Here is an 11991-nt window from a genome sequence, read left to right on the forward strand (position 1 = left end):
GGGGTTGATCAGTGATCAGGGCTGCCTCAGTGCGCGATGTCGCCGTATCCCTGGACGTCGCGCGGGTCGCGAGGACCCGGGCCCAGGTAGCGGGCCGAGGGGCGTACGAGCCGTCCGGTGCGCTTCTGCTCCAGGATGTGGGCCGACCAGCCGGCGGTGCGCGCACACGTGAACATGGAGGTGAACATGTGCGCCGGGACCTCGGCGAAGTCCAGCACGATGGCCGCCCAGAACTCCACGTTCGTGGCCAGCACCCGGTCCGGGCGCCGCGCGTGCAGCTCTTCCAGGGCCGCCTTCTCCAGCGCCTCGGCGACCTCGAAGCGCGGGGCGCCGAGCTCCCTGGCCGTCCTGCGCAGGACGCGCGCCCGCGGATCCTCGGCGCGGTAGACGCGGTGGCCGAACCCCATGAGGCGCTCGCCCTTGTCCAGGGCCTGCTTGACGTACGCGACCGCGTCGCCGGTCCGCTCGATGTCCTCGATCATGCCGAGGACGCGGGAGGGCGCGCCGCCGTGCAGTGGCCCGGACATCGCGCCGACCGCGCCGGACAGCGCGGCCGCGACATCGGCGCCGGTCGAGGCGATGACGCGGGCGGTGAAGGTCGAGGCGTTCATGCCGTGCTCGGCGGCGGAGGTCCAGTACGCGTCCACGGCGGCGACATGCTTGGGGTCGGGCTCGCCCCGCCACCGCACCATGAAGCGCTCGACGACCGAGTGGGCCTTGTCGATCTCGCTCTGCGGCACCATCGGCATGCCCTGCCCGCGCGCGGACTGGGCGACGTACGACAGCGCCATGACGGCGGCCCGCGCGAGGTCCTCGCGGGCCTGCTCGGCGTCGATGTCGAGCAGCGGTTTCAGGCCCCAGACCGGGGCGAGCATGGCGAGCGCGGACTGTACGTCCACCCGGATGTCACCGGAGTGCACGGGGATCGGGAAGGGCTCGGCCGGCGGCAGACCGGGGTTGAACTTCCCGTCCACCAGCAGGCCCCACACGTTCCCGAAGGAGACATGGCCCACGAGGTCCTCGATGTCGACGCCTCGGTAGCGGAGAGAGCCGCCTTCCTTGTCGGGCTCGGCGATCTCCGTTTCGAAGGCGACGATTCCTTCGAGTCCGGGTACGAAGTCGGACATCAGGCGGCTCCTCTTGATGTGTTCGACATGGGTACAGCAGGTTTGGCCAGTGGCGATGTGGGGGTGATGCCCCGCCAGGGTGATCGTCACCCTGCTCCATCCGGTCCTGGATCCGGGGACCTGGATCCGGGGGAGAAACGATATCTCTCGATGTCAAGAGTTCACAGAGGTGGCGGCCAGGGCTTCCAGGGCCGCGGGGCCGCATGAGTCGAAGCCGGGCCCTGGGGCAGGATGTGCGCGTGCAGCACATCCATGATCCGGCCGCCATGCGCAAGCAGTACCGCGACCAGGGCCTGACCGAGGCCGACCTGGCCGGCGATCCGTACACCCAGTTCGCCCGCTGGTTCGCCGACGCCGTCAACGGCGGTGTCATCGAGCCCAACGCCATGGTCGTCTCCACCGCCGGCCCCGACGGCCGGCCCAGTTCCCGGACCGTGCTCCTGAAGAGCTACGACCACCGCGGCTTCGTCTTCTTCACGAACTACGAGTCCCGGAAGGGGCTGGAGCTCACCGCCAATCCGTACGCCTCCCTGCTCTTCCCCTGGCATCCCATCGCCCGCCAGGTGATCGCCGGCGGACCCGTGGAGCGCGTCTCGCGCGAGGAGACCGAGGCCTACTTCCGCAGCCGTCCGCACGGCTCGCAGCTGGGGGCCTGGGCCAGTGCGCAGTCACGGCCGGTGTCGCGGGAGGAACTTCAGGCGCGGTACGAGGAGCTGGCGGTGCGCTATCCGGAGGGCCCCGGGGGCGAGGAGGTGCCTGTGCCGCCGCACTGGGGCGGTTTCCGGGTGCGGGCGGACCGCGTGGAGTTCTGGCAGGGGCGGGAGAACCGGCTGCACGACCGGCTGCGGTACGAGAACGGTGACGGGATCTGGTCCGTGGCCAGGCTCGCCCCGTAGAGCCGCGGGCTCACAAAAGGACAACCCGCGGGCTGCTCCCCGGAGCCTGGGCTCCGGGCACCGGCCGAACGTACCGGCGAGCCCGCGGGTCGGATGACTGCGTTGGATTTGGCCCGTCGCGCACAGCGCCACAGGCAAGGTGCGCGGCCTTAGCCCGCAGCCACCTCACGCGTCCGAGTGCTACTCATTCTCGGGACCACCTCCTTTCGTGTGTGCTCGATACCTTAGGAAGCGATCCGGAGCATCACAAGTGATTTATGTAAAAGGCGTGTGTCCTGGGTCACATCGGAGTTGAATGGTTCGACGTGCAGTCATTCGATGCGACGCCGCTCAGTGACGGGGACGAGCAACTGCTCGCCGCCCTCCTCGACGGTATGGAGGCGGGTCTGTGCGCCTTCGACCGCGATGGGGTCATCACGCACTGGAACTCCGAAGCCGCCCGCATCCTGGGCTGGTCCACGGAGGAGGCCGTCGGCAGGCACGGGTTCTCCGGCTGGGCCGCGCGGCAGGCCGACGCGGCGGAGGTGCAGGCGCGGCTGCTGGGGGTCATGGACGGGCCCGGACGGCAGGTCCATGAGTTCGCCCTTCTGACGAAGGACGGGCGGCGGGTGCTCGTACGTACCCAGTCCTCGGCGGTGCAGGGCGCTGATGGGCGGCCGACCGGTGTCTACTGCGCGTTCTCCGAGGTGCACGCGCAGATCGATCTGGAGCGTTCGATCGCCCTGAGCGAGGCTCTCTTCGACGACGCCTCGTCGGGCGTCGTGCTGATCGACGCCGATCTGCGGCCGGCCGTCGTCAACGCGTACGCCGCGCGTGTGCTGCACAGCAGCCGTGAGGCACTGCTGGGGCGGCCGCTCGGCGACCTGCTCGACTACGGCGTGGAGGAACTGGAGAACGCGCTGCAGCACGTGCTCGCCGAAGGCGCTCCCCCCGCGCCCTCCGACCTGTGGATCAGCCTGCGCGGGGACGGCGGCAGCCGCCGCTACTGCTGGCGCAGCGGCTTCGTACGCCTCGGCTCGCCGCTGGGCGAGGAGCCGGTGCCGCTCGGGGTCGGCTGGCTCTTCCACGACATCACGGACGCCAAGCTGGCCGAGCAGGAGGGGTCGCTGCTGCGCTTTCGTACGAATCAGCTGCACCGGGCGGCGCGCGCCGCCGCCGAGTGCGAGGTGCCGCTGGAGGCGGCCACGACCTACGTGGACTTCGCCCTGGCCGGATTCGCCGAGCACGCCCTTCTGGACGTGCTCGCCGACTCCGGCGGCTCCAGCGGCTCCGTCGGCTCCAGCAGTTCCGGCGACTCCGCGAAGCTCGTCCGCGTCGCCGCCACCCCCACCGGCGGCGGCGCCGGGCCCTGCCTGCCCGTGGTCGGCGCGATTCCGGTGCGGTACGGGGACGGGCACCCGGCCCTCCAGGCGGTGGAGCGCTGCGGTGCCGTCCGGGCCAGCTTCGGGGCGGAGCCGGCGGGCCCCGGGCAGGTCGACGCGTGGGCGGCGGCCCGGCGATGGCCCGAGGGGACGATGCACGGGTTGTGCGTCGTCCTGCGCAGCCGGGGACGGACGATGGGCGCGCTCACGTTTCTGCGGGGCGTGGGGCGGCGGCAGTTCGACCGGGGGGACGCGGCGTTCGCGGAGGACGTGGCGCTGCGGGTGTCGGCGGCGCTGGACCTGGCGGAGGGTGCGTGACGACCGCCGCCGCCCGGACCTCAGCCCTTGCTGACCGCGCCCAGGATCTCCGGTAGCCGCCGCACCAGCCGAGGCGCGGCGAACCGCACGCCCGCCGCCGCGAGAGCGGCCCCGTAGAGCGCCCCGGCCGGCAGCACGAGCCACAGCAGGCCCTGCCGCCCGGCGACATGCAGGGCGACGACCAGCACGAGGACCGGCAGGGCCAGCAGCATGCCGACGATGCCGCCGCCGAAGAGGCTGAGGGTGGCGAGGCCGCCCTGGCCGGGGGCGGCGTTGCCACCGCCGAAGCGGGTCTCCTGGGGCATGGAGTAGGCGAAGCGGACGCTGGCGTACGAGCCGGTGCCGACGAAGGCGCCGAGGAGGCCGAAGGACAGGCCGAGGGTCTCGGGAACGGCGTCGCCGCGATGCAGCAGCAGCGCGGCGACGACGGTGACCAGGACCACGTACGGGACGGCGACGCTGCTGATGGCCAGGGCCCGGCCGCGCAGCTCCGCGCGGGCGTCCTCGCGGGAGGCGATGGTCGCGGCCACGGTCCAGAACGCGGAGCCGTCGATGCCGAACTGGTTGTACATCTGGAGGCCCAGAAGTCCGGCCGCCCAGCAGGAGGTGTAGACGCTGCCGTGCTGCACGGCGGAGATGACTGGCAGCAGCAGGCCAACGGCCAGTGCCGTCGCCCAGGCGGCCTTGGAGCGGGGGTCGCGCCACGCGTAGCGGAGCTGGCGCTCCATGACGGTGCCGGTGCGCCCGTCGGGCAGCAGTCGGTGCAGCCCGGTCGAGCGGCCGCCGCCCGCCGTGGCCGGGGCGGCCTGCAGGGTGGACGCGTCCGCGGTGATCATCAGCCGGTGCAGGCTGCGGTGCCACCACACCAGCACCGCGCCCAGGATGGCGGCGACATACGCCAGCTGGACGCCCGCCAGCCCGTACGAGCCCTGGGCGGCCGACCGCACCGCGTCCAGGGCCGGGGCGGGCGGGACCCAGCGGAGCACGTCGGTGACGGAGGCGAGCCGGTCCAGGCCGCCGGAGGAGGTCAGCGAGGACACCCCGAGGTTGACCAGCTGGATGCCGACCGCGACGAACAGCCCGCTCAGCACGGCCAGATCACGGCCTTTGCGACTGGTGAGCAGTCGTGTGTTGGCCGCCGCCACGGCCCGCGACAGCGCGACGCACAGCACCAGCACCAGCGGCACCGCCACCACCGCGACGGCGGCCGACGCCGCGTCCCGCGCGAGGGCGACGGCCGCGCCCGCCGACACCAGCAGGGTGAAGACCGGGCCGACCCCGAACAGGGAGGACACCAGCAGGGCCGTGACCAGCGGGCGGGGGCGCAGCGGCAGCATCGCCAGCCGGGTGGGGTCGAGGGTGTCGTCCCCGCCGAACAGGAAGAGCGGCATCACCGCCCAGCCGATGGCGAGGAATACGGCCAGGCCGATGGCGGCGGAGGGCGCGTGCTTGTCGCCGTGCAGCGCGATCATCCCGGCGCACAGGGCGAGGGCGTAGAGCAGCGTGAAGAAGGTGCCGAGGATCCAGCCGACGGTGCGGCCGGTGGACTGGCGCAGGCCGTTGCGGATGATCGCGAGCTTCAGCCGGACGAAGGTCCAGGTCAGCCCGGCCGCCCCGGCCGACTCCTCCAGCGCGGTCATTTGCTTCCGCCCAGCCAGTCCAGGTCGTGGCCGCCTTCCCGCCCCGTCGCTCCGACCAGCGACAGGAAGGCGTCCTGCAGGCTGGCCGCCTGGCCCCGAACGTCGGCGAGCGGGCCCTGCGCGACGATCCGGCCGGCCGCCATCACCGCGACCCAGTCGCAGAGGCTCTCCACCAGTTCCATGACGTGCGAGGAGAAGACCACCGTGGCCCCGGAGCCCGTAAAGCGCTCCAGGACACCCCGGATGACCTGCGCGGACACCGGATCGACGCCCTCGAACGGCTCGTCCAGGAACAGTACTTCGGGATTGTGGAGCAGGGCGGCGGCGAGGCCGATCTTCTTGCGCATGCCGGTCGAGTAGTCGACCACCAGCTTGTGCTGCGCCGCCGTCAGGTCCAGCACATCGAGCAGCTGGGCGGCCCGCCGGTCCGTCTCCGCGCCCGGGATGCCGCGCAACCGGCCGGTGTACGCGAGCAGTTCGCGTCCCGACAGCCGCTCGAACAGCCGCAGTCCCTCGGGCAGCACGCCGATCCGCGCCTTCACCGCGACCGGGTCCTGCCAGACGTCGGCGCCGCCGATCAGTACGGTGCCGCCGTCCGGGCGGAGCAGCCCCGTGATCATCGACAGGGTCGTGGTCTTGCCGGCCCCGTTCGGCCCGACCAGCCCGATGAAGCGGCCGGCCGGCAGCGTCAGGTCGATCCCCGCCACGGCGACCTGCTGCCCGAACCGCTTCCAGAGGCCGCGCGTCACAACATCGTTAGGCACGGGCCCAGGGTACGGCGGTGCCCGGCGGGCCCTGCCGCCTACCGGTCGCCTACCGGTCGCGGCTCGCCGCCGCCTCGCGGCCGCACGCGTACGCCAGCGGGCTGAGCAACTCCTCGGCGTCCGGCAGCCAGCGGTTGAGCGCGGTGGGCTGCCGGGCCCACTGCACGGACGCGCCGCCCGCGAGCCGGGTCGGCGGCGCCGGTACGTAGCCGCCCTCGCCGTGCACGGTGAGGTCCAGCGACGCCGGGGGCCAGCCGAGTCGGCGCAGCAGGTCGGGGACTTTGACACCCGCGCCGGGGAGGACGAAGAAGACCAGCCGGCGGGCCGGGGTGCACAGCACGGGGCCGAGCGGCAGGTCCATCCGCTCCATCCGGGCCAGGGCGAGACAGCCCGCCACCTCGGGCACGTCGATCGCGTCGAAGGTGCGCCCGGTCGGCAACAGCACCGAGCAGCGCGGCTGCTTGGTCCACATCCGGCGCACGGCCACCGCGCTGCCGCCCGCCTGCGCCGCCCAGTCGGGACGGGCCGGATGCGCGCCGGGCGCCGCGCAGCGCGGCTCGCCGCACGAGCAGCGCGTGCCGATGCCGCCGGGCTCGTCCTCGAGCCAGGTGCCGGGCAGCACGTCCCAGTGCCGCTCCTCGGCGTATCGGACCGCTGCGTCGAGCAGTTGGCCGCCGGTCGTGCTGGCTTCCATGGTGTCTTCCACGACCTTCACAACTCCGGCGTACCGCATGGGTTACGGGCAGTTACGCGCCGATACGTGCCGGACACGCGGCTCATGGCGGGCGCACGGGTGCATGGGTGGGGGCGCGCGTGAGGGATGCCCCCATGATCCGGGTAATCACCCTTGGGTGTGTAGTCATGCGTCACGCCACAAATAAACGACATTGAGGCGAATTCGGATGCCGTACGCCGGGCATGGATCTTGATATGCCAGCAGCGGCAGTGAATGAGGGGGACCCCATGGCCGCACGACCACTCGTCGCGCGGCAGCCGAACGAACGGCTGCAGGCGCTCATCCAGGAAGCAGGCTGCTCCAACGCCGGGTTGGCCCGCCGGGTCAACATGTGCGGCGCGGAGCACGGCCTGGACCTCCGCTACGACAAGACCTCCGTCGCCCGCTGGCTGCGCGGCCAGCAGCCGCGCGGGCGGGCCCCGGCCATCATCGCCGAGGCGATCGGCCGCAAGCTCGGCCGTACGGTCACCATCGACGAGATCGGCATGGCCAACGGCAAGAACCTCGCCACCGGCGTCGGCCTGCACTTCTCGCCCACCGTGCTCGGCGCGATCGAGCAGGTCTGCGAGCTGTGGCGCAGCGACGTCGGCCGCCGTGACTTCCTCACCGGCTCCACCGTCGCCTCCTCCGCGCTCGTCGAGCCAAGCCGGGACTGGCTGATCACCCGCACCGACACGGCCGTCGCCCGGGCCGGCGGCCCTCGGGTCGGCATGTCCGACGTCGCGGCCGTACGGGCCACCACCCAGGCCCTCACCGACCTCGACCACCGCTTCGGCAGCGGGCATGTGCGCCCGGTGGTCGTGCACTACCTCAACAGCGTCGTCTCGGGGCTGCTGGCCGGCTCCTACCGTGAGTCGACCGGCCGCCAGCTCTTCGCGGCCGTGGCCCGGCTGACCGAGCTGGCCGGCTACATGGCCATCGACACCGGCCAGCCCGGACTCGCCCAGCGCTACTACATCCAGGCGCTGCGCCTGGCCCAGGCCGCCGGTGACCGCGGCTACGGCGGCTACGTCCTCGCCGCAGGCATGAGCCATCTCGCCGCCCAGCTCGGCAACCCGCGCGAGATCGCCCAACTCGCCCGCGCCGCCCAGGAAGGCGCCCGGGGCCAGGTCACCCCCACCGCCCAGGCCATGTTCTACGCCGCCGAGGCGCGCGGCCATGCGCTGCTGGGCGATGCCCGTGCCTGCAACGCGGTGGCCGGACAGGCCGTCGAGGCGCTGGAGCGGGCCACCCCCGACGACGACCCCGACTGGATCGCCCACTTCAACCAGGCCTACCTCGCCGACGAACTAGCCCACTGCCACCGCGACCTCGGCCAGCCTGCCGCCGCCGTCCGCCGCGCCGAGGAGTCCCTCGCCGGCCACGGCCCCACCAAGGTCCGCCGCCGCGCCATCGGCCTCCTCGTCCTTGCCCAGGCCCAGGTCCAGCAGCGCGAGATCGAGCAGGCCTGCCACTCCGGCACCCAGGCCGTCGAGCTCCTCTCCACGCTGCGCTCCACCCGCGGTGCCGAGTATCTCGACGACCTGCGGCAGCGCCTTGAGCCGTACGCCCAGGAAGCGGTCGTCCGCGAGTTCGGCGCACGCCTCGATGAGCAGGAGGCAGCCGCGTAGGAGAGCGGCCCCCAGGCACCGGACGGGCTGAATCGGCCCGCTCCACCGCACCCACCCGGAATTGTTACGTGACCTACACCGCTGCTCCGACCCCCTGCCCGCCAGGAGCAATTGGGAAGAAAAAGAGCCCGATCACGCCGCAGCCGCCCGCATCGCGGACCGCGACGTGGTGGCTCGCGATTACGACCGGTAGCGTGAGCCGACGATTCCGTACGTGCGGTTGAGGCAGGAGTTCCGGTGATGCACAGCGGTCACAGCGGGCGCGGTGAGGACACGCCGGAGGTGCGTGAGGGCATAGTGCTGCCCCCGCAGAGCGAGCCATGGGAAGCGGCACCGGCAGGCGGCCAGCCCTGGGGCCAGCCGCAGCCGCAGCTCCAACCCCAACCCCAACCGCAGTACTCGCCCTTCGACGGCTACGGGCAGCAGCCGGCCCAGCCGATGCCGGACGGGGACGCCACACAGCTCTTCCCGCCCTACCCGCAGACGCCGGCCCCCGCGCAGCCGCCCGTCGCCGCCGACGCGACGCAGATGCTCCCGCCGTACCCGCAGGCCATGCCGTCCGTGGCGGACGCCACGCAGGTCCTGCGCCCGGTGCCGCAGGCGCCCGCGACCGTGCCCGCCGCGGAGCCGACCGAGCAGTTGCCGCGCTTCGACCAGTACGGCGGCGGCTACGAGGCCGCGCAGCCCGCGCCGCCGCAGGACGACTTCGCGCACCTCTACCGGCAGGACGGCCCCCAGCAGCCCCAGCCGTCCCAGCAGCCCCAGTTCCAGCAGCAGCCGCCTCCGTGGCAGCAGCAGCCCGCGCCGCCGCAGCAGTACGGCCAGCAGCAGTACGGCCAGCAGGCCTACGCGCAGCAGCCTTACGCCCAGCAGCCCCTGGCGGCACCGGCGGACGCCCCGGGCCGTAAGAAGCCGTCCCCGGCGGTGCTCGTCGGCATCGTGGTGGTCGCCTGCGCCCTCGCGGGCCTGGCGGCCGGCGCCGTGATGAGCGGCGGCGGGGATGACGCGCAGGCGGCGGGCAGTTCGGCGTCGGCGTCGGCGAGCGCGTCCTCGTCCACCTCGGCGGGGTCGCTGTCGGACGGCGACAGCGCGGCGAAGGGGCAGGCGGAGAAGCTGGACGCGCTGCTCAAGGAGAGCGGCAGCAGCCGGGCCTCGGTGATCAGCGCGGTGTCGAGCATCCAGTCCTGCCAGAACCTCGACCAGGCCGCGTCGGACCTGCGCGCGGCCGCCACCCAGCGCCAGGGCCTGGTCACCCAGCTCGGCACGCTCTCGGTCGACCAGCTTCCGGACCACCAGGCGCTCACCGAAGCCCTCACCAAGGCCTGGAACGCCTCGGCCTCGGCCGACACGCACTACGCCGCCTGGGCCGACCAGGCCGCGAACCAGAAGAAGGTCTGCAAGGGCGGCCACGCCCGCACCACCGGCCAGACCTCGGCCGGCAACCGGGACAGCGGCACGGCCTCACAGGCCAAGAAGGACGCCGTCAAGCTCTGGAACACCATCGCCAAGAAGTACGGGCTTACGCAGCGCCAGTACACCCAGCTCTGACGCCGTCAGTTCGTCGACGCCTTCTCCAGGGTCCGCGTCACGTCGACGAAGCCCTTGCGCGCGGCGACGAGCCGGCCGTTGGTGACGACCTGGTACGTGACCTTGCCGTTGGCCAGGCGCGGATGGTCCGGGACCGAGGCCAGGTCCTGGTCGCGCCAGCCGAGGGCGGGGGTCAGGCCGCCGGTCGAGATGCCGTGGGCGTTGTCGAGGGCCTGCTTCAGGGTGGTGGCGCTGACGGTCCGGCTGCCCATCGACTCGACGACCTCGGTGAGGACGGTGTAGGCGATCCAGGTGGTCTGCGCGCCGGGGTCGTCGGTGTCGATGCTGTTGTCGCCGAAGGCGTACTTGGCGACGGCCTTCTTCATCGGGTCCCAGGCGGCGTCGGACGCGGGCGGGTACCAGCCGGTGATGAGCGCGCCCTCCAGCGGGCTTCCGGAGCCGCCGGAGCTGTCGACCGTCGACTGCTGGACGCTGCCGAGGACGGACGCGATCCGGGCTCTGGGTGCGACCTGCTTGCCCGTGACCGGGTCCGTGACGGTGATCCGCCGGAAGGAGTCGAAGAAGGTCGCGGTCTTCTCGCCGAGGACAGCCGTGACGCACCGCCCGTCCCCGGTGCCGTCATCGCCGACCGACCGCTCGGCGGTGGCGGTGTAGTCCGTGGAGTCCTCGGCCGCGCGCAGGTCGGTGGCGTCGGAGCGGCCGCCGGCGCGCAGCCCGGCGTCGAGGAAGGCCGGGAACTGGTCGCCTGCGGCGGTGTCCGGCCGCACCAGGCTGACCGAATCGCACTTGGGCGCCAGCTGCTGGCCGTTCCCCGCCAGCAGCGAGCTGAGGCCGCCGTTGACCGGGTAGGACAGCGGACTGTCGAACTCGTCCTCGGTGACCCCGAATCCGCCGAGGTACGGGATGCTCTCCGCCTCCAGTGTGGACAGGAAGGTCGGGCCGTGCTGGCTGTACGAGCCCACGACCGCGGCCACTCCTTCGTCGGCCGCGCGCTGGGCGCAGGCCGCCGCACCGGTGGTGGTGTTGTGCTCGTTGCAGGTGAGGACCTTCAACTGGTGCCCGTTGATGCCGCCCCGGGCGTTGACGTACTTCGCGTACGCCTTCGCCATCGCGGGCATGCCCGGTTCGTTGGTGGCGTTGGTCTGTTCGGGCGCCCAGGTCATGACGACGATGGGCCCCGGGGAGTCCCCCGTGCTCCCCGGGAGCGCACCGCAGCCTGCGAGCAGCAGCGCGCAGGACGTGGCGACGGACAGCAGGGCGGCCTTGCGCTCGCGTGAGTCACGCCTGTCACTCATGACAAGCGAAGATTCCGGCTCGGCCCCAACGTTACTGTGACCAGAGAAGAACAGAGGGTCACTTTCGGGTGAACAGCCGGTGCTGATCGATGCATAATCGCGCCGGATCCGAGGGCACGTACGATCGTGCATCGTGCAGAGTCAGCAAAAGTCTTCCCGCCGAGGTACCCGCTCATCCACGATGGGGGGCATGCCGCTCAACGACATGCCCTGGTGGCGCTGGCGCAGTAACGTGCGCTCCGCACTGCACATGATCAGCGATCCGGTCTTCCAGCAGGAGTGCTGGCTCGCGGGCCTGCCCGGCTACGGAGACGTCACGGACGCCGTTTACCGCTTGGTCGAGGACACCTGGCTCGACAACTGGTCCGCCGAGAAATACGTCGGAACGATCTTCCGCGACGCGCAGGAGGCCGCGCTGGTCGATGTCGCGGTGCTGCGCGTGCTGAAGATCCTCCACCAGGTCGGCGCGGACGCCCCGATAAGCGCCTACCTGGAGAACCACGCGTGGCCGGAGGCGGTACGGGCCGCGCGCGAGGCCCATGTGCTCCTCGCGACGGCCGACGGGGAGGACCCGGACACGCCGCCGCGCTCCCTCGACGTGCTGAAGATCTACACGCGCAGCGCCTGACCGCCTGTGTCCTGACACCTGTGTCCTGACCGCGTACCGCCTGACGGACGGCTTTGGCCTGCCGCAAG

Annotated in this window: 10 protein-coding genes; 5 read left to right on the top strand and 5 right to left on the bottom strand. The window is 72.2% G+C overall.

The annotated features are described in order from the left end of the window. Positions 1 to 26: 26 nt before the first annotated feature. Positions 27 to 1127, bottom strand: a complete 1101-nt coding sequence (locus OG607_RS26035) for a citrate synthase 2 (RefSeq protein WP_405728108.1) — start codon at positions 1125 to 1127, stop codon at positions 27 to 29. A gap of 203 nt (positions 1128 to 1330) precedes the next feature. Here OG607_RS26035 and pdxH point away from each other — a divergent pair, with 203 nt between their 5' ends. Then, positions 1331 to 2023 (top strand): pyridoxamine 5'-phosphate oxidase, encoded by a 693-nt coding sequence (gene pdxH, locus OG607_RS26040; RefSeq protein ID WP_405728111.1) that lies wholly within the window; start codon positions 1331 to 1333, stop codon positions 2021 to 2023. A 305-nt stretch (positions 2024 to 2328) separates the two neighbouring features. Next, the gene (locus OG607_RS26045; RefSeq protein WP_405728114.1) at positions 2329 to 3702 is read left to right on the top strand and encodes a PAS domain-containing protein; all 1374 of its coding nucleotides are present in this window, start codon (positions 2329 to 2331) and stop codon (positions 3700 to 3702) included. Positions 3703 to 3722: 20 nt separating this feature from the next. On the opposite strand, the gene OG607_RS26050 is transcribed toward OG607_RS26045, so the two are convergent. Genes OG607_RS26050 through OG607_RS26060 form a run of 3 tightly spaced genes read right to left on the bottom strand, consistent with a single transcriptional unit; the run spans position 3723 to position 6800 of the window. After that, entirely contained in the window at positions 3723 to 5342 is a 1620-nt protein-coding gene (locus tag OG607_RS26050) for a transporter (protein WP_405728117.1), read from the bottom strand. Next, the gene (locus OG607_RS26055; RefSeq protein WP_405728120.1) at positions 5339 to 6106 is read right to left on the bottom strand and encodes an ABC transporter ATP-binding protein; all 768 of its coding nucleotides are present in this window, start codon (positions 6104 to 6106) and stop codon (positions 5339 to 5341) included. Before OG607_RS26055 ends, OG607_RS26050 begins: the two co-directional genes overlap by 4 nt. Before the next feature lie 49 nt (positions 6107 to 6155). Continuing rightward, positions 6156 to 6800, bottom strand: coding sequence for a bifunctional DNA primase/polymerase (locus OG607_RS26060; protein ID WP_405728122.1), 645 nt, complete (start codon positions 6798 to 6800; stop codon positions 6156 to 6158). Between the two features lie 269 nt (positions 6801 to 7069). Here OG607_RS26060 and OG607_RS26065 point away from each other — a divergent pair, with 269 nt between their 5' ends. Next, entirely contained in the window at positions 7070 to 8452 is a 1383-nt protein-coding gene (locus OG607_RS26065; protein WP_405728125.1) for a transcriptional regulator, read from the top strand. 240 nt (positions 8453 to 8692) lie between these two features. After that, on the top strand, positions 8693 to 10000 hold the full coding sequence (locus OG607_RS26070; RefSeq protein ID WP_405728128.1) for a hypothetical protein: 1308 nt from the start codon (positions 8693 to 8695) through the stop codon (positions 9998 to 10000). 5 nt (positions 10001 to 10005) lie between these two features. Here the strand turns inward: OG607_RS26070 and OG607_RS26075 are convergent, their stop codons facing one another. Further along, positions 10006 to 11295 (bottom strand): ABC transporter substrate-binding protein, encoded by a 1290-nt coding sequence (locus OG607_RS26075; RefSeq protein ID WP_405728131.1) that lies wholly within the window; start codon positions 11293 to 11295, stop codon positions 10006 to 10008. 181 nt (positions 11296 to 11476) lie between these two features. Between OG607_RS26075 and OG607_RS26080 the strand changes: the two genes are divergently transcribed. Next, positions 11477 to 11923, top strand: coding sequence for a hypothetical protein (locus OG607_RS26080; RefSeq protein WP_405728134.1), 447 nt, complete (start codon positions 11477 to 11479; stop codon positions 11921 to 11923). Positions 11924 to 11991 lie beyond the last annotated feature (68 nt).

It is taken from the genome of Streptomyces sp. NBC_01537, from assembly GCF_045040445.1.
Taxonomy (GTDB): domain Bacteria; phylum Actinomycetota; class Actinomycetes; order Streptomycetales; family Streptomycetaceae; genus Actinacidiphila.